This is a genomic window from Dyadobacter sp. UC 10 (assembly GCF_008369915.1).
GTDB lineage: Bacteria > Bacteroidota > Bacteroidia > Cytophagales > Spirosomataceae > Dyadobacter.
In genome coordinates this window covers 4611200-4636079 of sequence record NZ_VSRN01000001.1, presented here as the reverse complement: position 1 = coordinate 4636079, position 24880 = coordinate 4611200, and the positions used below count along the sequence as shown (strand labels likewise).

Sequence of the window (24880 nt, the reverse complement as noted above, 5' to 3'; positions counted from 1 at the left end):
TGCTCATGTTTTTGTAATCGCCTCTTCCAGGTTATAGATGGTTGAAATAACGCGCGCCAGAATGGCCAGCTGTTTCCGGTCTATATTTGTCATAACCGGATATTCGCCTACCGCTATCAATTTCGCGGCCTTTGCATCGGTCATAATCTTTTGTTCTTCGGCATAATAACCTGCCAGTACCGACAGTTCCCCTTCTGTTGGCTTCCGGCAGACAATCCGCCTGAATGCTTTGATGATCTTTTGTTCGACTGAGGTTTTTTCCCGCATTAAACCGGAAGCCAGTACCCGCGAAGCTTCCAGCACGGCCGGATCGTTCATCATCACGAGGGCTTGCAGCGGCGTATTGGTTTTCTGACGGGAAACTTCGCACAAATCGCGGTTACTCGCGTCGAAGATCGCCATGGAAGGCGGAGGGACTGTGCGCTTTACAAATGTGTACATCCCGCGCCGGTACAGATCCGGCCCATGATCCTGCCGGTAAACCGACAATAACCCATCGCCCCCGGCGGTAGCGCCCTCCCAAAGACCTTCCGGCTGGTAAGGTTTTACGCTTGGTCCCCCAATCTGCCGGTTCAGCAGCCCGCTGCTTGCCAGCACTACATCTTTTACAAATTCTGCGGGAATACGGTAGCGGGGGGAGCGCGCCAGGTAAATGTTCTCCGGGTCGGCCTGCCTTTTCTCAGGACTTACAACGACCGATTGCCTGTAAGTAGCGGACATTACAATTTGTTTGACCAGTCGCTTCATATCCCAGTTATGTTCTGCGAAATCAACCGCCAGCCAGTCCAGCAGGGCGGGATGCGTAGGCAGCTCGCCCTGCATACCGAAGTCGCCCACCGTTTTTACAATTCCCCTGCCGAAAAATTCCTGCCACATTCTATTGACAAATACTCTGGCTGTCAACGGATTGCGCTTATCAAAAAGCCATTGTGTGAGTCCCAGGCGGTTCTTTGGAAAACTCGGGTCAAAAGGCAGGATTGAAAGCGGCGTACCGGCCTGAACTTCCTCTCCGTAGGAATTAAAAATACCTCTTTGCAGCACGTAAGTCTTTCGCAACGTGTCCAGATCGCCCATGACAGACACGATCAGGCGGGTAGTATCGGGTTTGTTAATAAAATCCAGGATCCCTTTTACATCCGCGTCGGTAATCTCCATCATCGGTTTTTTGGCATAGGATTCCGGCTTTCCTACTGACGGGTCAATAGCCGTGTAAACCGCCCGCATTTCGTTTACATTGTTAAAAAAAGAAAACATTTGAAAGTATTCCTTTTGTGTAAACGGATCGTATTTGTGATCGTGGCAGTGCGCGCATTCCATGGTAACGCCCAGCAAAGCTTTGCCAAAAGTATCGCTTCGGTCGGTAACGTAGCTGATCCGGTATTCCTCTTCGTCCACCGCGCCCTCTTCGGTAATTTTGTGGTTACGGTTAAAGCCTGTTGCCAGCAGTTGTTCCTTACCTCCTCCCGGCATCAGATCGCCGGCCAACTGCCAGGTAATGAAATCTTTGTAAGAAATATTCTCATTAAAAGCATGAATAACCCAGTCGCGCCACGGCCATTGTGTGCGGAAATTATCCATCTGATAACCGTAAGAATCTGAGTACCTCGCCACATCAAGCCACGGAAGGGCCATTCGCTCGCCGTATGCCGGACTGGCCAGCAGTTTGTCGACTACTTTTTCATAAGCCTTCGCACTCTGGTCAGCTAAAAAAGCGTCCATGGTAGCGATATCCGGCGGAAGGCCCGTCAGATCGAGGCTCAAACGCTTCAACAGGCGCTCGCGGTCTGCTTCTGGATTGGGAGAGAAGCCTTTCCGTTCCTGCATGGCCATAATGAAATAATCGATCTCATTTTTCGGCCAGTTTTCATCCTGCACTCCGGGCAGTTTCGCTTTCCGCGGCGCTACAAACGCCCAGTGTTTTTCGTACTTCGCGCCCTGTTTGATCCATTTTCCGATCAGCTCCACTTCCTGTTCGGTCAGCCGCAGGTTGGAAGATTTCGGCGGCATTTGCAGGCTGGTATCACTTGTGGTAATGCGTAAATAAACTTCCGACAGGGCAGGTTTTCCGGGAACAATACCATGCATTCCCGGATTTTCCTTCAAAGCCTTATAAGCATCTTCCGCGATATCCAGTCGCAGCCCGGCCTCGCGCTTATTCGCATCAGGACCGTGACAGGCGAGACATTTATCCGACAAAATCGGCCGGATATCAAAATTATAGCTTATTTCTCCATCAAACGAGCCAACCCCCTGGTCAGCAGTCTTTTCTCCACAACCAGCCAGCAACATGGTAACGCAGCTCAGGCAGAAAAACACCAGTCGACAGGCTACCTTCCTCATTCTTTTTCTCAATATCAAAAAGCGCATTTTTACCAATTTCGTTTTAATCAATAGCCAGGATTTTGTTCCAGGTCGCCGATCAGTATCTCGCGGTTTGGAATGGGGAAAAGCAATTTTTGCTCGGTGACCTGATAGCTGTTCGCAGGAATATAAGATTCTCCTGCGTGTGCCTTTTTAATGTATTCCCCGTTTTTTGTCATTACTTCAATAGCCTTTCCGGTACGTACAAGATCCAGCCAGCGTTTGTTTTCGAACGCGAATTCCACCCGGCGTTCGTGCAGGATAATGTCCCGCAGCTGGGCTTGATTTGTCGCGGTTGAAGCGGCCAGCCCTGCTCGTTGTCTTACCGTATTTAAGTGTTTCAAAGCATCCGCCGATTTCCCCTGCTCATTCAACGCCTCGGCAAGCGACAGCAATGCGTCGGAGTAGCGGTAGATCGGGAAATTATCATCCGTGTTTTGTTCGAGACTGTGGGTATGCAGGTATTTTTTGATAAACGGATATGCCCGCTTTCCGGCCGGCACTTTGTAACCCACGGGACTTTTAATCGCTGTGATCACCATATCCCCCACTACGCCGGTACCTTCTGCAATGGCAATAGAGGCATCCAGCCGCTTATCGCCAGCCTCGTAAGTTTCTATCATTTCAAATGTAGGAACGTTCCAGCCGCCACCCTGCCGGTTCTGCGACATGATACCCGTGATGATTTTAACGTCCGAAGAAAGCGGCAAAAAAGGGTATAGAAAGTCGCTCTGTTGCCCCTGGTTACCCTGCTGGTACTGTATCTCAAAAATGGATTCCCCGCTGTTCTTATTGGCCGGACTGAAAGCAGCTGCGTAGTCGGGCAACAGGGTATAACCCATTTCCAGGATAGCTTTGAGTTCTGTTTCCGCGCCTGCGAAGTTTTTCCGGGTCAGGTAAATGTCCGCCAGCAGCATACGCGCGGTACCTTTGTTGGCCCGACCGTTTTGCGGAAACGACGGAGCGGGCAGTTTGGCCACGGCTTCCGCTACATCGGCCAGGATCACCTGGTAAACCTCTTCCACGGAAGCCCTCGGAATGTAAGCCTCGCCAGCTGCTTTTACAGTTGTCAGATACAAAGGCACTCCCCCGAAATAGCGCACGAGTTCGAAGTAATAGACCGCACGCAGGAACTTCGCCTGGGCGACGATGTTGTCGACCGCGGCCTGGCTGAATGTGGCATTACTGATATTATCCAGGATTGCATTGGTTCTTGCGATGCCGACGTACAGGGTATTGTATTTGTCGGCCACAATGCCGCTTACATTTCTGTCCAGAAAAAAATCGGTATCCTCGCGTTCAATATATTGTCCGCCGCGGTTGGTATTATTGAATTCAAGGTGGGTGTTGTCCGACCGCATTTCGCCCATTGTCCAGGAGGCAATAGAGCCTTTCCCAGCCCGCAGTGAAGCATAAGCCCCTATCAGGGCCTGCTCGAACTGCGCTTCGGTTTCATAAAAATTACCGGATGTAACCGAGCTTTCAGGTACGCGGTTGAGGAATTCGTCGGAACACGAAGTGAGGAGTATCGTGAGCGAGAGGATGATATATGTAATATTTTTCATCTTGAAAGAGGTTAGCAGTTAGAAGCTTACATTCAAACCCAAAGCCGAAGTCCGGGGTACCGGGTACGGGCTCACATCCACACCTTCCCGGAGTCCGTTCAGGCCGTTGAGGCTCGCCTCGGGATTGGATCCTTTGTATTTGGTGAGTACAAATGCCTGCTGGATGCTGACGAAAATGCGCGCCTTGCTGACAAACCTCGTGAGGTGCGGTAAGGTGTACCCCAGCGTCACATTTTTTAGCGTCAGATAGGACGCGTCCAGTACCAGTCTGTTGGTATTGCTTCTTGGAAATGAAGTGGTACCCGACAGCGAACGTCCGATGATACCGGCCCCGGGGTCATCTTCCGAACGCCAGCGGTCTTTCATGTATTTTTCAACATTGAAAATCCCTTCCAGCGTTTCTGTCCATTCTGCCAAAGAGTAGTACATTTTGTTCCCAACCGCACCGGAGAAAACCAGATTCAAATCGAAGTTCCTGTAATTGAGGCTATTGTTGATCCCAAATAAAAACTTCGGACTGGGATTGCCGATATAAGTACGGTCCAGGGTATTGATCACGCCGTCGTTGTTCAGGTCTTTCATGCGGGCAGTACCCACCTGTGAAGTGCTGTGTTTGGCCTGGGAATCGAATTCTTCCTGGGTTTTGTAAATACCGTCGAAAATATATCCGTAAAACTGGCCCATCGGGCGGCCTACTTCTGTTTTCCAGATCTCGGAAGGATACTCACCAATGCCCCCGATCGGCGTATTGTTGGTACCCAGTTTCATCACGCGGTTCCTGTTTATAGATACATTGAAATCGGTCGTCCATTTCAGTGCGCCTACAAGGTTTCGCGTGGTCGCCCCTACCTCGTATCCCCAGAATTTAAACTCCCCGATATTATCCTGGATATTCGAAAACCCGGTACCGGCCGGAATGTCAACCTGGTACAGCATATTTTTAGTCCGCTTGGTATAATAGTCCAGTGTCACCGAAACCCTGTCATTGAACAGGCCAAGGTCCACACCGAAATCCATTCCACGGGTTGTTTCCCAGGTTAGCCGGTTGTTGCCGATACTGGAAGGGCTGCGGCCCTGTACCAGCGCCCCGCCAAACACGTAGTTGGTCGTGACGATATTGCCGAACTGGTTATAGTTTCCAATATTGAAATTACCCGCGTCGCCATATTCCGCGCGGAATTTCAGGTAGCTGACAGACTTCCATTTTTGTGCAAAAGCTTCGTCGGAAATGATCCAGCCCGCCGAAATCGACGGAAATGAGCCCCACCGGTTTTCAGACCCGAACCGGGACGAACCATCTCGGCGAATAGAGGCTGCGAGCAGGTATTTACCTTTATAATTGTAATTCAAACGGGTAAACATCGATAGCAGAGACCATTCCGTAGAATTGCTGCCGCCGTTTTTAATAGCAGCAGCATCGATCCAACTTACCGCATCGTCGGGGAAGCTGGTTCCGGTCAGCAGATTATTCTCCTGCCTGAAAAGCTGGGCCGAATACCCTACCAGCGCTTCCACATTGTGATCGGCAGCGATTGTTTTGGTATAGTTCAGGGTGTTTTCAGTCAACCAGGAAGTGTATTGACTGGTGCGGTAAGAGCCGGTCGCCAGCTTGGGCGCATTGGCGAAAATCGTTCCTACGGTCGACGGACTGAACGTGCGCTGCCTGCGATCCTGCAAATCAATGGATACCGAACTTTTAAATCGAAAATCCTTCAAAAAATCAACTTCGGCGTAGGCATTTCCAAGTACCCGGGTGGAGGAGCTTTTGTTTGTCGTTTCTTCCAGTGACCTTTTCCAGTTTGGAAATGTGAATAAGCCGGGACCGGAAAAACTTACCTTCTTTGTTCCGTCGGGATTCGTTTCGTAGGGTGAAAAAATGGGGGGCGTGATGATCGCCGAATAAATCAGACTGTAAAACCCGTCACCGTTAGAAAAATCATCACTGGAATTCGTCGGGTTATTGCTCACCTGGTACGTAGGGGCAATGTTGACGCCTACCCTGATGGCTTTATTGACCTTGTATTCATTGTTGGAACGAAAAGAAAAACGCTGGAAATCACTATTGATCACCGCACCTTTTTCCTTGTAATAGCCGACAGTCGTAGCTGAGCTGAAATTGTCCTTATTGGTCATCAAAGACAGATTATAGCTGTTTTGGCCAGCGGGCTGCAGCAATTCTTCATACCAATCAGTATCCGGCCCCGTCCAGGCTTCGGGATTTTGGTAGAGTTCAGGAATACCTCCTGTGTAGCCTTCGTATTTGATCTTATCTTCAAATATCGCTTTCCTGTCCTGCAGGAATTCCTTTGAATTCATCAGCTTGGCGCGTCCTTTCTGCGGCACCTGCGCCACGCCGAAAGTAGCGCTGAACTGGATCGCAGTCTTTCCGGGCTTTGCCTGCTTGGTGGTGATCAGTACCACACCGTTTGCCGCACGCGAACCGTACAATGCGGCGGCAGAAGCGCCTTTCAGGATGGAGAATGTTTCAATTTCGTTGGGATTGATATTGTTGATATCCCCGACAATAGGAAAACCATCCACTACATAAAGCGGCGAGTTACCGGCATTGATCGACGCCGCGCCGCGGATCCGGATCGTCATTCCGCTTCCCGGCACGCCCGTAGCCTGGTTGATCTGCACACCCGCGATCCGCCCCTGTAACTTTTGCGCAAACTGGCCTACCGGCTGATCTTCCAGCTGCGCCGCCTGCAAGGTGGCGATGGAGCCGGTTACTTCCCGCTGCTTTTGTGTTCCGTAACCTACTACCACAATTTCCTGCAACGCGCGGTCCTCGGCAACTAGACTAACAGAAATATCAGAACGCGTTCCCACTGTTACCTCCTGACTTTTATATCCCACAAAACTGAATACCAGAATCGCGTCCGGTTGCACGTCAATGGAATACTGCCCCTCTGTATCAGTGGTTGTACCGATCTGCGTACCCTTCACAACCACATTCACCCCTGCTAATCCCAGCCCTTTCTCGTCCGTCACCTTACCCGTTGTGACCCGTGCAGTTTCAACCTCCCCGGCGTCTTCGCTGAGGTCGATACCTGCGTCCGACTGGCGGTTGTCGCGGATTTTATTGGACAATACGATCTTTTTACCAACGAGTTCGTAGTTGATTTGCAGCGGCGTCAAAAGCTGCTGCAGAACTTGCCTCAGCGTAACATTTTGCTGCCGGATCGTAATCATGCGGCCAGGTTCGATTACCTGAGAACTGTATACGAACCGGACGTCAGTCGACTTTTCGATATCGGTCAAGACCTTCTTAAAGTGAACATTCTGCGCATCAATACTCAGCCTGCGGTCGAGGTATTGCTGCGCCTTCGAGTCGTGAGCAAACGAAATGCCGATGACTGTCAGCATGATCAGGAACTGTATCAGAGAGAATGTCATTAGTCTAGCCGCAAATTGCCGGGCAGCATTTTTTTTCATAGTTTTGTTCAAGGTTAAAGGTTCGATTTAGCGGATTTTTCACTGAATAATAACTTTGGCGAGGGACATTCAGTGGAGGTTAACCTGTCGGCAGTGGCACTTCCATTGCCGATTTTTTTGTGGGAGGATCAAGTCATTTTATCAAAGGTTTAGGAATAGTCATACTCAATTACTGACAGCCGGGGCCTGATATCGTAATCTGCCCGTCGACAATCTCATAGGTCGCACTGACAGTCTTGCAAAGCAGGTCCAGTTTTTCAAAAAGGGTTTCGTTCGATAGGTTTGCGGTGATGCGGCACTTCTGGAAAGTTTCCTGGTCAAACTGAATAGCGATCCCATACCCCTTTTCCAGTTCCTTCAAAATCACAGGCAGCGACACTTCGTCATAGTCCTGGTTGATGACTTTAATATCCTTTGCGATCAATACCGGGTTGGCTACCAATGTCTTGGACACCAGATTTTGCTCTTTCTCAAAAATAGCGGCCTGATTTGCAGTGAGTATTACGCCGCTGCGTTCGCGCACATTCGCAGAAGCAGCCTGTTTGGTAGAGTACACCGACACTTTTCCGGACTGTACCTGTACGCTGATCTTCTTATCCTTCTCGAAAGCACGCACCACGAAGCGCGTACCGAGCACCTTGGTAACCATATCACCCGTGCACACCATGAAAGGGCGGGAGGAATGCCTGACAGAGAATACAGCTTCTCCTTTCAGATACACTTTCCGCTCCGCGCCCTTGAACTCGGAAGGATAACCAATGCTGCTTTTCGGACTCAGCACAACCGTAGAACCGTCTTCCAGCACGACGCTAATAGGTTTGTCGGTATCATTGGCGGTTTGTACCAGGCGGGGCTTTTCCAGTGTCTGGCCCGCTTTGGATATGACATTCGTATCCCGGAAAAATAACTGCCACCCGGCTAAAAGCGCGACAGCGAGCACGGCCGCGACAGCGAGCAGGGTTTTAAAGTTAATCCCTTTGTTATCAGATTGCTGGTCGCGATTTGCTGTTTCCAGGAAACGATCAACTTCCCGCCTGATCTCGAACCCCGAGAGTTCTTCTTCGGGAACGTCCGCCGCGCGAATAATTTGCTCGGCTCTGCGCATCACTTCGGCTTTTCCGGGATATTGTTCCAAAAAGGCTTTCCAAAAATCTTCTTTTTGCCGGTCTCCATGTACCCAATCGCGGAAATCATCGTCTCCCGCGAAATCTTCCATTAAATAGGCAGCGTAATTCTTCATCGTCTTCCCTGATTGATTATTTATTGGAATCACACGCCAAAAAGCAAAGACATCAGCGCTAAAACCGGCCAGTTCTTGCGGAGGCTGTTCAATGATTTCTGAAACAGATTATAAGCCGACTGCCTCCCGAGGTTCATGACGGCAGCAATTTCTTCAAAGCTCAGGTTCTGATAAAACCGCAGATAGATCAGTTCTTTTTGTCGCTGCGGCAGTGTGTTAAGCACTTTTTCCAGTGTGCGAAACTGGTAAATCTCATTTTCCTCCTCGATCATCCGGAGGTCGGCGGAAAACTCGACTGCGAATGTATAGTCATCGTCGATACTCGCCTGCAGCATCTGGTGCTTATTGGAAAGTTCACGCAGCATGTGGCTTTTGAGAACCATCAGCAGATAGCCTTTCACGTTTTCCACTTCGCCGATGGTACCATGCTGTTTCCATAGGTTCAGGAACACCTCCTGAATGCAGTCCTTCACGAATTCCTTTTCACCATACAACCGCATTCCCCAGTGAAACAGATCCTTGTACGAGGATTGCATGATATTACTCAATGCGAGGATATTCCCGGCCCTGTAATCCTGCCAAAGACATTTTTCCTCCATTCCCGCCAGGCGTTTTTTCATCAGCGACTCTTTTTATAACGAGCGTTTTATAGTGAAAACCTAACCTAAGAATTCAATATTTTTTTAATATTTTTTCATTGAATAGTATTAGAATTTTTTGTGGAAGGGGCCGGCCGCCTTTTCCTGTTTAGCCTTTCCGTAGTTTTACAAAGTTTTACATACCTTTTACTATCCAAAAACTCAGAGGGGGATGATGCGCAATATCTTTACTGTAATCGTTTCACCAAATCAATTATAGTCATGAATAGCTACGCCATTGCCCTGTTGCTCATTTTCCATTTCTCGCCCGCCTTTGATCAGACGTTGAAATTTCCAAAGTCATTCTCTCGGCAGGATAGTTTGAAAACACAGAAAACAGAAGGGAGCTTAGCTGCAAACATTATTTTTAAGTCTGATGACGGCGGGCTTACCTGGCAGGATATAAGCGAAGGATTGCCTGCAAATCAGCAGGCCGAGGGTTTTGTTGAAAAAAATAGCGAGCTATATGTGCGCTCCGGAAAGGGACTATATCGCGGTCATGCAAATTCGGCTGCTCCTTTTTGGGAAAAAGAGATTTTTCCTGACGGAAACAGCAGTATTGCCGCTGGAAAGACGGGGCTGGTCGCATTCAATTACGGTGGCCGGTTTTTGCAAAGAGAAAAAGGGACGGGTTTATGGTCGCCAATGTTCACGGACTTTTTAGGGCAAGACGTTCGCAATGTTTTTGAAGCTAAAGGCAAGATTTTCATCGGTTGCGACAAAGGTCTTTTTAAATCCACCGACAATGGGAAAGAATGGAGACGCGTGTATGACGGAGGCTGGGTAATAAAAATGGTAGAGTCAGACGGTATACTGATGGCGACCAGCCAGACCGGCATATTGCGGTCGACCGATGATGGTGAAAACTGGGATTGTGTACTCAGCGAGGGAGGTGTCGGCATCGCAATAGAGCGCATCAAAGGGGGATTTGCTGCCATAACCTGCAATACCGAATCAGAAACCAGAAGGGTGCGAACATCTTACGACGGCGGCAAAAGCTGGCAGCCCATCGACGCCGGCCTCCCCGCAAGCCTGTACATCGCCTCCATCACCGAGGTTGGCGAATCTTTCTTCTGCGGCCATCCCAACGGCATTTACAGGTCATCAGACAAGGGGAAAACATGGAAATTACTATTTCCCGCAATAAAAGATAAGGTATTTAACTTGTCTGTTTCCGGCAATGTGATTTACGCCATGCCTAAAAGCGGAGGATGTTGAAAACCCAGCGTCGCCAGGGAGTTGCTTCGGAAACAATAAATACCTTTTTTGCCAGGTGATTTCAATTTTCAAAGCACAATGCGCCTGAGTTTACCTTTTGTCCTGTGGACGCCGTTATTAATTGCCCTTTTCATTTTTATTTTTCCATCACAATGCTTTTCACAAGGCCTGTACAGTCGTTCGTTCGGGGATACAAAGGATCATCCCATCATATTTCTGCACGGTGGTCCTGGCAGCAGCAGCGTATTTTTTGAGGCGACAACCGCTGAATTGCTGGCAAGAAACGGTTTTTTTGTTGTGATTTATGACCGTCGGGGCGAAGGCAGGTCCGCGGACAAGAACGCCAGAATGGACTTCGATGAAGCTTTCAGGGATTTGAAAAGCATTTATGACCATTACGGTCTGAAAAGAGCTTCTCTGCTCGCGTTCAGCTTCGGAGGTTTGATCGCAGCGCAATTTGCCGAAAAGAATCCCGACATGGTTAAAACCCTTGTTTTGTGCAGTGCCCTGATTTCACAACAGCAATCTTATTACACAATTCTACGGTCTGCCCGGACTATTTATGAAGATCAAAAGGATTCCCTCCGGTTAAGTAAGCTTGCATCTATTGCGCAGATGGACACCAATTCACTGGCATATCGGACACTGGTTTTCAGCCACGCATCGGCAAATGGTTTCTTTACTTTAAGAATGCCAAACGATCGAGCGAAAGCGATTTACGATACTTATAAAACTGACTCGCTGATTGTTGGTTATGTGAAAAATGAGCGGGCGGTTGCCACATTTTGGGAACACGAACCTCGTCATAACATTGACGTTACACCGCAATTGCAATTTCTGCGCAAAAGATCGGTACCGGTTTACGCTTTGTACGGAAAACAGGACGGTCTTTATTCCAGCAAGCAAATTGCCGACCTCAGGCATTTGATTGGGAAAGACCATGTTGAATACCTGGATAATTGCTCACATACCTTGTTTATCGACCAGCAGCAAATGTTTTTATCAGCACTAAAGACCTGGCTGATAAAAGCCAGGTAAGTCTATTTTTCTATTTGTAGTTTGTCAGAACAATATGGATGATAAAATTTTAATCAGACCAGCTCTCAACGAGGATTCGGACCGGATTTTTCACCTCGCAAAACAACTGAGCGACACATTAATCATATCAGAATCCTATGTAATGACCGAGCTTCCAAAACTGCTTGCTGATGAGCTGTATTGTTCGCTTGTCGCAGTCAGAAATGAAATGGTTGTAGGTTATGCATCGGGCTATTTTCATCATGCCATTTATGCTGGCGGACTGGTTGCTTATGTCGATGAGATTGTCGTGGATGTTTCCTGCAGGTCATTGAAAATCGGATCCATGTTAATGGATCGGTTTGAAAAAGTGGCCAGGGAAAAAGATTACCGACTTGTTTCCCTGGCAACATATGGCGCAAAAAGCTTTTACGAAAAGCTCGGCTATGAGACGAAGGCGGGCTATTTCAAAAAGTATCTGACGTAGTTTCGCTATTTCGAAATGACTATCCTTTCTGTTCTGACCGATCCGTCTTGTGATATCAATTGAATGAGATAGTTACCCGCATTTACATTACTCACATCTATTATTTTGGCCGGTCGTTTTTCCGAGGTATAGACAACTGATCCTACCAGATTGTAGATTTTCACCGATTTCACCAATTCCCAGCCGGGCGTGTTGATGGTGATCTGGCCAGACGTTGGGTTTGGGAAAATGATGACATCAACCACGCGCTCAAAAGTTACGGTCTGGATTTTGCTGTATGCGAAGCTCAGGTCTCTGTCGACCATTTTCAGCCGATACAAATTTGCTCCGTTTGCGGGGTTCACGTGTAAATAAGAATATCTGTTTTCTGCATCGCTATCTCCGCCAGACGAGACTATGTCGAGTTTTTGCCAATTTTTACCATTCCTGCTATGCTGAACTTCATAGTAATCACTGTTGACCTCAGAAGTACTTATCCAGGTTAACTTGGCAGTATGTTCCTGTTTTTCTACCTTGAAAGAAGCGAGTGTAACTGGAAGAGCAGTCGCCTCCGCCGCAATGGAAAAGGTGCTGAAATGCGTTATGCTGAACGCAATTTCCCAGCGCGTCGCTGCGGCATTCCAGGTAATAGTTGTCGGGTCGATCAGCTCACTTGGAGACCCCATTCCACTAAAATGCAAAATGCGCAGATTGGCTTTGCCGGAAATATCGGTCGGGTTTTTGGGTACACGAACTGAGTTTTTAAAATTGAACGCATCGAAATCCTGCTGCGTGAAATAAAGTACGACGCTTGCAGGCTGGTTAAAATCTCCATAAGGTGATACACGAATGACAGTCGATCCGTTTTCCAGCCAGACAGCAGCATCGAAATAGGGATATTCAGAATTGTAAATTGAAGCACTCTCAAGCGTCCCGACGATGGAACAGTCTGATATCAGGTTATTTACACCTTCTGTCATTACCTGGTATCCTTCGAAACGGGTTACTGAGTTGTCAGGCGATTCCACGGAAAGGACTTGTGTGGTGGTCAACGTCCCGCATTCGGGAGAAGTAACCGTGTAGGAAATGATGGTTGTTCCGGCCGAAACAGGTACAAATGTGCCGTATTCATCAATAGTCGCGACAGCCGGATTGCTGGAAGCCCAGGTGCCGTTATCAGTATATTCAATTAGATAATACTGATTCATGTAGGATGGAGAGTTAATACACACAGCTCTCGGCCCCTGAAGTAATCCAGCCGACATAATTACGACCGTTTTCTGCGCGGTCCGGTTACCCACTTTGTAATAAACAAAAAACAACCCGACAGCCTGTGGTGTAACTACACCGTTCTGGTCTATGGTCGCTATGTCCGGTGAAGTGGTTGACCAGATGCCACCCGCAGTACCGTTTTCTATTTCGAACTGAAATACGGTTCCGTTATTACAGATCACACTGGAACCCGTAATCTGTCCGGGCGTTAATATGGTCACCGTTTTTGACGTTTTGATCGTTCCGCAGCTTGTATTCAGCGTGTAGGTAATGACCGAAGTCCCTGCACGCAGCATGGTGAGCAGCCCCGTTTCGTCAACAGTTACCACCTCGGTGTCAGACGAAGTCCAGACTCCGCCAGGTGTAGCAGCTGTTACGCTAAACTGGTATACCTCCGGATCCGGTGGAGCAGACGCACCGCCAATCTGTATTTCGTCAGGGCCCGAAATAGTACCCGCTGAGTAGACCGTAAATTCGGCCTCGATGGAAGTTGCACAAGTAGCGAGCTTATAACTGATTGTTGTAGTCCCTGCCGCCAAAGGTGTCACGAGGCCGGAAGCTTCGTCAATCGAGGCGACAGCAGGATTGCTGGAAGACCACGCGCCGCCTTCGGTAGAAAGCTGGGTGGAAAGTTGTTCGGTCTGAGGCTCTGTTCCGTCCAAGCAGGCTGTGAGGTTTCCTGCTATTTGATCCAGATAATTGATCGTTATATGGAAGTCGCTGACAGGATAGCAGCCGGAACTGATCGCGTATTGAATGGTGACGGCCCCTTTGGCGTGAACCGTCAGTTCGCCGGTTTGCGCATCTATTGAAGCAATGGATGGATTGGAGGAAGACCATTCCCCTGCCGACGTAGCACCGGCAACTGTATAAATAAACGGTTCGCTGCCAGGCGCAGCACATATGACAGATTCGCCGGAGATGGTGCCGGCTGTAACATATTGTACTACGGCGCCATCGGACTGAATATTTCCACATTCAGCACTGGCAATACAGTAAAAAGTACCAAATTGGTCGCTTGCAGGTGTATATGAATTTTCCGAACCAGAATACACTTCCTCATCGACGATCGTGCCATCACTGGACGTGAAATACCATGTATAAGTCACTGTTTCTTCCGAAGCCACTTCAAACACAAGCTGCTGCGGCTCCGAACCGGCGCAAATGTCCTGCAAACTAACAGGCTGACCGTTTGCAGTAATGCACTCAGGTTCGTCGGGCCTGTTTTTCAGGATTTCGGTATATGCCAACGTTCCCTCATTCGGATTAGCGTTGTTGCCGCTCGCAGATAAATCTGATGCGAAGGCCTGATAAGTTCCGAGTATTAGATATAAAAGTAAGGAGACAGTAGAGTTGTACATAGGCAGCTGATTTTGCTTGGCAGTAATTTTTTTAATATAAAATGAAAGAAAAGGATGAACGCACGCGCACTCCGGATGGTCGTAACGAGAAAGAAGGATAAAGCCTTCGGGCTTATAGGTGTTCAGAATGCGTTCAGAAGATCAGCTGATGATCGGGTAACAGTGCTATAAATATAAGAAGGAAGCGCACACCATATGTTACCATCAGTCCTTTATTTAGTCCCCGAAAAATTCCCGATACATTTTTCAAAATACCGCCCGGTATAAAACAATAATAAGGGTTAATGATCCTGATTTTTTATTTTTAACAAAACAAACAAACTGCAATTAACATGAGAAAGGTAGTTTTATTCGCACATATCTCCCTGGATGGTTTTGCCGGAGACCTGAATGGAGGCCTCGATTTTCTGTCGTATGACCAGGAGTTGCAGCAATACGCCGATGAGCTGGTCAAGACCGTCGGCGCTCCCCTGTATGGAAAGACTACTTACCAGCTGATGGAAGGTTACTGGCCTACCCTTTTAGATAAACCCAATGTCAGCAAGCACTCGCTCGACCATGCGCGATGGGTGCAGGATATTCCCAAAGTAGTTTTTTCGACGACACTGGACGAAGCGACCTGGAATAACACGACACTGATCAAAGACAATGTTGTGGAAGCTGTCCGCAAACTTAAAGAAGAGCCCGGCAAAGACCTGGCCATATTCGGCAGCCCGGGCCTTTCCAAAAGTTTCCTCAAACTGGGACTGATTGATGAGTGTAAACTGACCCTGCATCCTGTAATACTGGGCAATGGCATTAGTCTGTTCGATAACGATATAGCAAAGACCTCCCTGAAATTGTTGGAAAGTAAAACCCTCCAATCCGGCGTCGTTACACTGCATTATGAAGTGAAAAAGTAAATGAAAATGGCTTCCTGCATGCAGGAGGCCATTTTCTCTTCTTAGCCGACATTCGCAATTTACTTCGTCAAGAGGGAATTAATCTGAGCTTCCAGGCCTTGGCTTGGCCTTTCCGCATGGATGTCAGCAATCTTGTAATCCCTGTCAATCAATACATATTTAGGAAATACAGCTAAGTCGTATTTTTCGATGATAGTCTTTTCCCATTGCGGATTTGCCCACAGATTGATCGTTTTGAGACCAAAGCGTTCACTTGATTTCCTCCAAACGGCTTCGGAGGTATTCACGCAAACACTGACAATTTTTACGGGTTTGCCCCTGAATTTTTCTGTCAATGCATTTTCCCCGGGAAACTCCTCGATACAAGGCTTGCAGCCGGCAAACCAGAACGACAGTACAATTACATTTCCTTTCAAAGATCGTAACCAGGTCAGCGAATCTTTCAGGTCGGCGAGTACAAAATTGGGCGGTATTTTGCCTCTCTCCGCACGCGTGATTTTTGATTTGAAATAGGCATCTAATTCTGCTTCCCAAACGCTGTTACTAAAAATATCGTCATGTTTTTTAACATATTCCGTCGCAACTTCTCTCTTGTAATGGTTAAATGTCAGTTGAATGATAAAAGCTTTGAACAGGTCAGACGCTCCTGAGGACAATTCCTTGCTTCCCTGTTGAATCTGATAATCGATGAAGCTGGATTTTGTGCCGTTTGCGAGGTCATTCCCGTTCATTCTTTTGTTAAAAAACTCGTACAGGAAGTAATAATAGGAAGCACAACTTTTAGCAGCCTGATTATTAATTTCTAGAGAGTCTAAAAATCCATAGTATTTATGAGGGAGGCTTTCTTTGTCTTTTTGCGAATGCTGTCGCTGTAAAATGGCGTTCATGCGTTCGGTTGCATCTGCATAGCGGTTATCCCAGTATTCGTGCATCTGATACCACTTTGGCAATCTGCCGATGTTCTTTTTAAAGAATTGCAACTCTTCGAGATAAAGCGCATTCATACTGGCGCTGAATTCCTGCAGGTTAGCGGCCGTATGCACGGCATTAGCCCGCCGCATTTTAAACGATTTGCCGGCGGAGAAGTCTTTTTTCATCAGATATTCATTGATAAGCGCCAGGCTGTCGGCTGCATGGAAGGTCGTCCTGGTTATGTCTCTGAAATCCAGATTGCAGATCAGGGCGGAGCCCGGCGTTAATAATAAAGTGAGGGCCTTGCCGGAGGTTGTCAGGATCACTTTCTGCGGTAAGCTTACCGGCAGCAAATACTGCCTGCTTCCCGACCCGGAAGGGATTGTATCGCTAAGCCTGACTTCCTGATCAGGAAATATCTTAATTGTAAAAATCGACCAGACTTTGTCGCCCGGACTATTCGAATAATTGATTGTCAGATTAGCGGTTCCTTTGAAACTATACCAATTGGTGTCTTGCCCAAACAGGGTTACATGCGTGTGCAGTGAACACCATATAATCATGAAAAGAATCCTTGGGTAAGTAATCAATTTCCCGGTCATATACTAAACGGACGATCTATAATTAAATTAAATATATTTCGCGCGCTTTTAATTTTCAAGAACTCAGCTGACTTTTATACGCTGATCTATTTCCACCTAATTTTTTTGCTTTGAGTCTTTTAAAATTAATGTCCAGGTTAAGGGTGTGTTGGCAATATTTAATAGGCGACCCTGACGAACTTCCCTTACAAACCCGTGTGTATCATTTCATTTGCATCGCCACAATTGCTGTAATGATATATGTGTTGCTTTTTAGTATTGCAGCGGGCATGGCCACATACGCCCTGATCACCGCCATTTTTATTCCTTTGCAGGTTTTTCTCTTTTATCTGTCCAGGTTCAGGGGCCGTACAGTACTGTCAATGAATACCTATATCCTGGTAATACACGGGTTCTTTGTGGCCAGTTATCGTGTGAGCGCAGGCATTTCCGGCTCGACCTTACTTTCATTCTGTATCGTATTTTTTCTGGCTGTTGCCATTTTGCCCAAAAAAGAATATTTGATATTAACCCTGGTCAACTTAGGCACCGTTGCGATGCTACTGATCACCGAATACAATGACCCGGCATTTGTTCTTGTCAATTATTCCGGAAGAAAAGAGCACTTTATTGATATTGCCTCAACCTATGCCGTCACTATCATATTGATACTTGCCGGCCTGGGATATATTATTAAAAATTATACCCTCGAAAAGGAAAATGCAGAAGCAAGGGCCATTATGCTGGATGAACTCCATGAAGAAAAGGCCCGGCTGATTTCCGTAATTTCCCATGATTATCACACGCCGTTAACTGCCCTGCAACACTACCTTAAAATTCTTGATAAACATGAATTGAGTGCTGATGAACGCCAGGAATTAACCACGCAGATGCGCCAGTCCGTTGCGCATACACAAAGCCTGCTGGCCAACTTACTGGATATGACTAAAATAGATATCCGCAAAAACGACATTAATACCAAAGCGGCATTTCCTGTTCTCGAGGCAGTTAGCCAGACATTAAAAGTTTACGGTGATATAGCCCGTTCCAGTCACCAGCAAATGGATATTTTAATCCCGGAAGAACTACGGATTAATGGCGATAAGCATTTATTTAATGTCATAATCAGAAACCTGATTAATAATGCCATCAAATTTTCAGGGGATGGTGCAACGATCTGTTTCTCCTATGAACCTCAAAATGTCTTTCACGTCTTCCGTGTTACCGATAACGGTCCCGGGATTGATGAACAGCAGCAGAACGAAATTTACGAAAGTTGGCAGCACCCCGCCAGAAATGTCGCCCGTTCAGGCGCGATAGGGCTGGCTCTTTCTAAAAAGTATGCAATAGAATTAGGGGCAGACCTTTCGTTTGAGACAAATCGGGGTCAGGGAACTACCTTCTTCCTTAGGATCCCGCGATAGGCTATCCCGCTATTTCTTAACGACTTTCAGGGAAGTCCCATCACCGAATACGACAAAATAAACGCCTGCCTGCAGCGAACTACTATCCACGTACTGGCGATCTGATGAAAAAGTCCAGATTTTTAACGCGATGCCCTGCATATTGACCAGGCGCGCTGTGGTACCTGCTACTCCCGGCCCTTTGACCCAAAAACCCTGATCAGCCGGAACAGGATAGGCAAACGGAGCAGACCAAACCGGGGATTTTACGCTAATGATTTTGCTATAGCTCTGGGTTCCATCGGCTTCCTTTATAAGCAGACGGTAATAAACCATCGCCTTACTTTGCAACGGCGTATGTTTGAAAGTGTAACTGGCTTCCGGCGTCTGGGTCGCGGCTACTGTTCCCGCATGCTGGAAAGCCATACCATTTGAACTGTATTCAACCTGGTAGGCCTGGATACCCTGCTGTTCAACAACCTTCCAGTTAAGCGTGACCACGTTTTCCGTGTCGGCAGATCCCGAAAACGAAACAAGCTTTACGGGTAACGGACTGGCAACCGACCCGATAAAGAAGCCGCTGAATCCCGCCACTTCAAAACCTACTTCCCACCGTTTACTGACCTCATTCCATCTGATCTCCTGATCCTGCGGATCAATTACACTGAGGGCAGAACCCTCGTAATCCGCCGGTTTACTTCCGCCGGTGCCGTGGTATTGGAATACCCTCAGGTTACTTTTGCTGAGTTCGTCGGCAGGACCTGTTGGAAGATATCCCTCCAGTAATTCGTTATTGAAGTTTGTAAACTCTGCCTGTGTAAAATACAGGGTTACTTTCGCAGATCCGCCCGACTGTACGTTGATCTGATAATGCCTTTGAACATAAGGCGAGCCGTTATCGAAAGCAACCTCAGGGTCTATCCCGACTATGGCAGTAGCGCTTCCGCTGACCGGATTGGCGCCGGCAGGTTCTACCCTGGCGATCAGCCGGCAAGCCTGGTCGTTAACCCTGAAATCAGTTACGCCATTGATACTCTGTGTGCTCTCGTCATTGTGCAGTGCCAGCGTAGCGCTGCCTTCGGGAAGGGCCTCCTGGTACTCAAAAGCGCCGATATCCACCATAGCGTGTACCGTACGTGTCTTTCCGTCCGCGTCTTTGGCAAGTCCGTCGGGAAGCAATGTATTTTCTCCCCGGTTGATGGCCGGACTGCATGCCTGCAGGCGATAGTCACCGCTTGCATCAGGCGCAAGGTCGTCATCGGCCGGATTCACGAAGCCTGGATTAGTATGTCCGTTGATATTACCGTCTGTTCCGCCCGGCAGGCCTTGCACCAGGCTGTTATTGACCGTTGTACTGCTGCCTCCGTAACTGTTGATCCCGGTACTGTTGCCGTAGACAATAGTATTCCGTACGACTGGTGAAGCATTTAAGTTATTGAAAATCCCTCCCCCGTCATTGGCTTTATTACCGGCAATCGTACAATTGATAATGATCGGCGATGAGGCATTTCTGTTGAGTATCCCCCCGCCATTACCGATCGCGGCGTTACCGCTGACAATGCTGTTAACAAGCAAAGGCGACGACTGTTCATCGTTGAACATACCGGCAGCAAACGACGCAGCATTGTTTTGGATGCTGAGGTTGGCAAACCGAAGTTTTGATCCAAGCGCATTCCGTTTGCAGTAAATTCCCCCGCCATAGTTATGCGCAATGGTTTCTCCATTGTACGTGGTATTTCCGGCTACATCGGCATAACCGTCTCTGATGGTAAATCCGTCAACGAGAATACTGTCGGCCTCAGAAGAAATACCTGCTATCACCATCACATGATAGCTGTTATCCGCGGCAAGATCCGCATTTCCGATTGCACCGCTCAGAATGGTAGTATTGTCTGCCAGATTTCTTTCGCCGGTACCGGCGTCGTAACCTCCGTAAAACCGGAGCCCTCCGCGGCTGATATTAAAGGTAGTCTCCCGGTTTGTGCCGGTTGCTGATCCGGTTGGATAATAGGTACCCTTTGCGACCAATACAGATTCAATTTTAACGTCTGCGTTTGCAGCACTCAATGCGTGGGATACTGTTTTAAACGCCGTAGTCCAGCTGATACCGTCGTTGGCGTCATCGCCGCTTTGTGCATCCACATAGCGAATTGAATGAATAACGTCTGAAGTTTGGTTTTCAAAAGCCCCCATATCAATGGAAGGGCCAAAGGAACGGGTGTTTCCAGCCAGATCAAGGTCGTTGACCAGATCACCGCCGCCGGTCGTATAAGCATCGTTGCTCCCTGCATTGCGTGCCGGGCTTGTTTCGGTCAGGTGCAGGTAGTTTGCATCGCCTGATGTAACGGAGGCAAATCCCGGATCGAGGTCGATATTGCCGCCGCCGTCTATACCCTTGGTGTCATCCCAATTGTCGCTACCTTCCCAGTTGGCCACTAAACTATGCGAGATTACCGGCAGCTGCCCCCCCACGTTAAGGAATGATGCTTCGGCAGTGGTACTATTACCATTTGTCTCGTTTCCCCAGATAATCGTGTTGGCCAAAGAAGTCGGCGCCTGGAAACTAACCAGCCCGCCGCCCATCTGGCTGGCCGTATTGCCTGACACCGTACAGTTAGTAAGCACAACTGATTCGCACACGCCGCTGATCATCGCGCCCGCACTCATCGCAGCGTTCCCCGAAAATGTACAGTTGGCAAGCGAAACAACCGGGCACGATTCATTAATAATTCCACCTCCCTGAGGCGCAGTATTATCAATGATCCTGCTATGTCTTATGGTCACATTGGACCTGTCGTTTCGCATAGCGCCTCCACGCGAGTCGGCTGCGTTCCGCAAAAAAGTGCACCCGGCCAGCGAAAGTCCGGCCTGGATGCTGTGTATCCCTCCCCCGTCGGCTGTCGCAGAATTCTCTGTAAACTGACATCCGGTCAGAGAGGATGTCCCCCCACCATTCATCATCCCGCCCCCGTTCCGGGATGTATTCTCTGAAAAATCACACTGATTAAGTGTAAGTGTACTTCCGGCATTCGATACTCCTCCACCGGCATCGGCCGAGTTCGCCCGGAATGTACACCTGATGAGCGAAGCAGTGGCTTGCCAGTTATGCAGTCCTCCTCCCCCCTGAGACGCGGAATTTTCCAAAAATACGCATTCGGTCAAAACAGGGGCCGCCGTCCAGTTGCTAACTCCTGCTCCTTCCTCCGCTGAATTGTGATAAAAGATACATTTGTTAATCGAAGGCACCGCAGCCGGACCAACGATTTGCATTCCTCCTCCGATAGAGGCTGTATTTCGTAAAAACAGGCAATTCCCCATCACCGGAGAGGAGTTGATAATATACATTCCGCCGCCGGTTTCTTGGCTGACGGGTTCTCCGTTTATGCTAAAAATGTCAGCTCCTCCGCTGTAACCATAGCCGCCTGTAATGGTAAAACCGTCCATTTCCCCCACCCCAATTTCACCGGCCGCAATGACTACATGGCGAATATTTTCAACATGTCCTTCAAAATCATCTGCATGGTCATTCCCTGTCACGTCGCCGCTCAGCACGGTACCCTGGCCCGGGCTATTGACATCTGGCAGGATGCGCGCGTCGTCCAGGTCCTCCACACCCGCCGACGGGTCAAAACCTCCGAAAAGGCGTACGTTACGTACCAAAACGAACGCATTCTGTTGACCGCCGTCTGATGTATAGGTCCCATCCCCGCTGTGATAGGCAGGCAGATAGGTCCCTTTGGCCACATAAATGCGTAGCGGGTTCGTGTCGCTCCAGCCAGGATTACCTCCGTCCTGCTGCTCACGAGCCCATTTGAGCGCATCGGCTAGTTGCGGAACGGCATTCGACCACGAATCCCCCGCGCCGGTATAGCCGCTGGCACCTGTGTTCACGTTGATGTCTACATAAACAATATTGTTCTCATCGGGTGTAATGCCGGGTGCAGCGTTCAGGATGAGATTAAGTGTGCTTCCATTTTGTATGGAATACTCCTCCAGTATCCGTCCATCCTCCAACTCGTTCCCGTTAAAAGAAAGCCGCTGCTGCTCGGGTTGCGCTCCGCCCTTATCCTGGATCTTGTGTTTTAATTGTTGGACAGAGTCGCTTCCCTCGGCAAGGACGATAAGGGTATTCCCGTCCTCGGTTTTCACGAAGAGCATCATTGACCCGCAAGCCGGGGTATCTCCCTGGATCGTCCAACCGTACTGATCAATCAGCTTCTGGCGGGCCTCTGCCCCATTGCAAAAAGTCAGGTTACTTGCTTTTAACGTTACGCCGTTTTGCAACCCACTTTGCGCTGCCCAACCCGCCAGCGTAGCATCGTAGTTTCCAAGTGACAGCGCAGATTCGCTTAGCATTTCATGCATACTAGAAACCTTACGCACGTCCCATAAACCGAGACTCTGGTTAAATGCCCAGGCGCCAACGAACATACCTTCCATATTCTCGACCTGCGAAACATCCCATCCACCAATATCCTGATTGAAATTTCTGGCCAAACCGAACATACTGTTCATATCCTTCACCGCACCGACCTGCCAGTCCCCGATATCCTGATTGAATTTCAGTGCCCAATAGAACATAAACGACATATCGGTTACCCTGGAAACATCCCATCCACTGAGATCCTGGTCAAATACATTTGTGTCCCGGAATAATCCGGCCATATCCGTTATGCCTGAAACGTCCCAATGTCCGATCGGCGAATTGAGCGACCTGGCGCCAAAGAACATTTCCTTTAGCGAAGTAACACCGCTCAGGTCCGGAGCGTCCGTCGCATTTATCTGAAGATTATCGGCTTTAAAAAATGCCCGTTCCATAGATGTCCAGGCTATATTGCCCCATTGCTCCACGGAGAGCAATTTAACGGGCGCAGATAAAGATTCCGGCGGGTTAACTTCTGCCAGCCTTTCCAGGCCGATGCGCGGAAATTGTCCGGAAATCTCGATCTGAATGGTTTGGTTGGAAAAAAAACCTGTTACCGGCAAGGTAAAATCGCCGGTCACGCCGGTCACGCTACCGCTTGATCCGCTGCTCCCCAGGATTTCCCAGTAGACATCATAAAGGTAGTTTTCCCCCGGAATCGTCGGAATAACCAGTTGGCCGTTGGGTGTATCCATCGGAGAGGTGTATTCCCAGGTGGTGATAAAATTCCCTGGATCGCCGGGGCTCACCTGAGCCTGGGAGGCAATAGGTGCCGATAGTTGGAGCGATACACACAACAGGAATGCGCACAAATGGATCAGGCGCATGGGCAGCAAGGGTATAAGTTTTTCCATAGTGCTACAAAGTGAATACTTTTAAAGCAGCCATGGTATCCCTCTTTTGGGGGGCAACTTATCCATCGGTTACTTGTATTTCGATCAATACCAGGATGCTAATCGACTGTGCGCCTGAGAAATGCTGTTCGGTCCAAGACGCCCGGGGTTTTCATAAGTTTTCCACTGCTTCATGCAGGATGGAGCAGTGGAAAACTTATGTATGTTTGAACAATCCGGGCTTGAAAAACGATTATTTACCAGCGTGCATCATCAGCTTCTCAATCGCCTCGGTAACTTCCCCGGCGGGCCTTTTGAAGGTCATATAAGCGTGCGGACCATTGGGATCGTCGCGCCATGCATTGTTTCCCCCCTCGGGAACGTAATGCCCGCGCTGCAATCCGAAATAGGGCTCCGCCCCTTTCACGGCGAATAGTACTGCCGTTTGATCCCAGCTCTGCCTTCCCAGGCTATCGCTTTTCGAAAACGACATTGCTTTGGCATACACATCCTTAACAGGCGAATTCAGAGATGCGTTGTTAATTACTTTTAATCCGGTTACTACTTCCATCCCGATCTCAAACCCGCTGAAAACAATCTCGGTGGGCCATTGCGTAAATACTTTTTCAGACGCCACAGAATCGACATACACATTGTATTCCCGTCCTTTTGGAAAGCGGCCTGCCATGGAAACCAGTCTTTTTACTTTTTGTTTGATCAATTCCTTGCCCGAAAGTTTGGAATAGCTGTCGGCAGGAGAATCCAGTAGTGCCGACATATTTGTCAAAAACCCGACCGTAACGATCGTTACACTGGAATCCGGTTGCTCAGCAAGTACTTTTCTATACGTTTCAATGGCATCCGGCGCGTCGGCAGATGATTTGATCTTGTGCGGATATTTCCCGGCGATGAGCTCAGGCCAGCCCTGCGTGGCTTTTTCATCAGGAGCGCCCTTTCCTTTGGGCACGCCGGTGGGCAGGTCGGGACGTCCGAAATAGGTGTTAAGGATATCAATCGCCGGCACGACCAGCTCCTGTGCGTTACTGGCAATAACGGCCAATGGAACCACCTGACCGCTATCGGCCAATGCATGCAGCACGGCCATCGCGCCCACATCATCATAATCAGGGCCAATGTCTGTGTCCAGAATCACAGCCGGCAATGCTTTCTCTTTGTCATTTTCTTGGGGTGTTGCGCACGATGCTATAAAAAAGGCACTTACGGCAACCAGCAGGAGATTTTTCATAAAT

14 protein-coding genes are annotated in these 24880 nt (G+C 48.5%); 5 read left to right on the top strand and 9 right to left on the bottom strand.

Annotated elements, in window-relative coordinates:
* Positions 1-3: 3 nt before the first annotated feature.
* The 5 genes from FXO21_RS19205 to FXO21_RS19185 form a co-directional block, all read right to left on the bottom strand.
* Positions 4-2367 (bottom strand): PSD1 and planctomycete cytochrome C domain-containing protein, encoded by a 2364-nt coding sequence (locus tag FXO21_RS19205; protein WP_409014764.1) that lies wholly within the window; start codon positions 2365-2367, stop codon positions 4-6.
* A gap of 20 nt (positions 2368-2387) precedes the next feature.
* Positions 2388-3926, bottom strand: coding sequence for a RagB/SusD family nutrient uptake outer membrane protein (locus FXO21_RS19200; RefSeq protein WP_149641604.1), 1539 nt, complete (start codon positions 3924-3926; stop codon positions 2388-2390).
* 18 nt (positions 3927-3944) lie between these two features.
* On the bottom strand, positions 3945-7364 hold the full coding sequence (locus FXO21_RS19195) for a TonB-dependent receptor (protein WP_149641603.1): 3420 nt from the start codon (positions 7362-7364) through the stop codon (positions 3945-3947).
* Positions 7365-7533: 169 nt separating this feature from the next.
* Entirely contained in the window at positions 7534-8604 is a 1071-nt protein-coding gene (locus FXO21_RS19190) for a FecR family protein (protein WP_149641602.1), read from the bottom strand.
* A 29-nt stretch (positions 8605-8633) separates the two neighbouring features.
* Positions 8634-9224 carry an RNA polymerase sigma factor gene (locus tag FXO21_RS19185; RefSeq protein ID WP_149641601.1) on the bottom strand — a complete coding sequence of 197 codons (591 nt, stop codon included), beginning with the start codon at positions 9222-9224 and terminating at the stop codon, positions 8634-8636.
* Positions 9225-9464: 240 nt separating this feature from the next.
* On the opposite strand from FXO21_RS19185, the gene FXO21_RS19180 reads away from it, so the two are divergent.
* From FXO21_RS19180 to FXO21_RS19170, 3 genes are all read left to right on the top strand, one after another.
* Positions 9465-10460 carry a beta propeller repeat protein gene (locus tag FXO21_RS19180; protein ID WP_149641600.1) on the top strand — a complete coding sequence of 332 codons (996 nt, stop codon included), beginning with the start codon at positions 9465-9467 and terminating at the stop codon, positions 10458-10460.
* Positions 10461-10538: 78 nt separating this feature from the next.
* Positions 10539-11498 carry an alpha/beta fold hydrolase gene (locus tag FXO21_RS19175; RefSeq protein ID WP_149641599.1) on the top strand — a complete coding sequence of 320 codons (960 nt, stop codon included), beginning with the start codon at positions 10539-10541 and terminating at the stop codon, positions 11496-11498.
* A gap of 34 nt (positions 11499-11532) precedes the next feature.
* Entirely contained in the window at positions 11533-11964 is a 432-nt protein-coding gene (locus tag FXO21_RS19170; protein ID WP_149641598.1) for a GNAT family N-acetyltransferase, read from the top strand.
* Positions 11965-11969: 5 nt separating this feature from the next.
* Here FXO21_RS19170 and FXO21_RS19165 read toward each other — a convergent pair whose 3' ends face one another.
* Complete coding sequence (locus FXO21_RS19165) at positions 11970-14576, bottom strand: Ig-like domain-containing protein (RefSeq protein WP_149641597.1); 2607 nt, start codon at positions 14574-14576, stop codon at positions 11970-11972.
* A 332-nt stretch (positions 14577-14908) separates the two neighbouring features.
* Here FXO21_RS19165 and FXO21_RS19160 point away from each other — a divergent pair, with 332 nt between their 5' ends.
* A complete protein-coding gene (locus tag FXO21_RS19160) occupies positions 14909-15478 on the top strand; it encodes a dihydrofolate reductase family protein (protein WP_149641596.1) in 570 nt (189 codons plus the stop codon).
* Positions 15479-15537: 59 nt separating this feature from the next.
* On the opposite strand, the gene FXO21_RS19155 is transcribed toward FXO21_RS19160, so the two are convergent.
* Positions 15538-16953: a TlpA family protein disulfide reductase gene (locus tag FXO21_RS19155; RefSeq protein WP_192579254.1), complete on the bottom strand. Its 1416-nt coding sequence runs from the start codon at positions 16951-16953 to the stop codon at positions 15538-15540.
* Between the two features lie 308 nt (positions 16954-17261).
* Between FXO21_RS19155 and FXO21_RS19150 the strand changes: the two genes are divergently transcribed.
* Positions 17262-18395 carry a sensor histidine kinase gene (locus FXO21_RS19150; RefSeq protein ID WP_192579253.1) on the top strand — a complete coding sequence of 378 codons (1134 nt, stop codon included), beginning with the start codon at positions 17262-17264 and terminating at the stop codon, positions 18393-18395.
* 9 nt (positions 18396-18404) lie between these two features.
* Here the strand turns inward: FXO21_RS19150 and FXO21_RS19145 are convergent, their stop codons facing one another.
* A complete protein-coding gene (locus FXO21_RS19145) occupies positions 18405-23651 on the bottom strand; it encodes a BspA family leucine-rich repeat surface protein (protein WP_149641593.1) in 5247 nt (1748 codons plus the stop codon).
* A 232-nt stretch (positions 23652-23883) separates the two neighbouring features.
* Entirely contained in the window at positions 23884-24876 is a 993-nt protein-coding gene (locus tag FXO21_RS19140; protein WP_149641592.1) for a nucleoside hydrolase, read from the bottom strand.
* Positions 24877-24880: the final 4 nt, after the last annotated feature.

Bases quoted from the DNA above. Each gene is read 5' to 3' on its own strand.
- FXO21_RS19205 (WP_409014764.1), bottom strand. From the start codon at position 2,367: ATGCGCTTTTTGATATTGAGAAAAAGAATGAGGAAGGTAGCCTGTCGA.
- FXO21_RS19200 (WP_149641604.1), bottom strand. From the start codon at position 3,926: ATGAAAAATATTACATATATCATCCTCTCGCTCACGATACTCCTCACT.
- FXO21_RS19195 (WP_149641603.1), bottom strand. From the start codon at position 7,364: ATGAAAAAAAATGCTGCCCGGCAATTTGCGGCTAGACTAATGACATTC.
- FXO21_RS19190 (WP_149641602.1), bottom strand. From the start codon at position 8,604: ATGAAGAATTACGCTGCCTATTTAATGGAAGATTTCGCGGGAGACGAT.
- FXO21_RS19185 (WP_149641601.1), bottom strand. From the start codon at position 9,224: ATGAAAAAACGCCTGGCGGGAATGGAGGAAAAATGTCTTTGGCAGGAT.
- FXO21_RS19180 (WP_149641600.1), top strand. From the start codon at position 9,465: ATGAATAGCTACGCCATTGCCCTGTTGCTCATTTTCCATTTCTCGCCC.
- FXO21_RS19175 (WP_149641599.1), top strand. From the start codon at position 10,539: ATGCGCCTGAGTTTACCTTTTGTCCTGTGGACGCCGTTATTAATTGCC.
- FXO21_RS19170 (WP_149641598.1), top strand. From the start codon at position 11,533: ATGGATGATAAAATTTTAATCAGACCAGCTCTCAACGAGGATTCGGAC.
- FXO21_RS19165 (WP_149641597.1), bottom strand. From the start codon at position 14,576: ATGTACAACTCTACTGTCTCCTTACTTTTATATCTAATACTCGGAACT.
- FXO21_RS19160 (WP_149641596.1), top strand. From the start codon at position 14,909: ATGAGAAAGGTAGTTTTATTCGCACATATCTCCCTGGATGGTTTTGCC.
- FXO21_RS19155 (WP_192579254.1), bottom strand. From the start codon at position 16,953: ATGATTATATGGTGTTCACTGCACACGCATGTAACCCTGTTTGGGCAA.
- FXO21_RS19150 (WP_192579253.1), top strand. From the start codon at position 17,262: ATGGCCACATACGCCCTGATCACCGCCATTTTTATTCCTTTGCAGGTT.
- FXO21_RS19145 (WP_149641593.1), bottom strand. From the start codon at position 23,651: ATGGAAAAACTTATACCCTTGCTGCCCATGCGCCTGATCCATTTGTGC.
- FXO21_RS19140 (WP_149641592.1), bottom strand. From the start codon at position 24,876: ATGAAAAATCTCCTGCTGGTTGCCGTAAGTGCCTTTTTTATAGCATCG.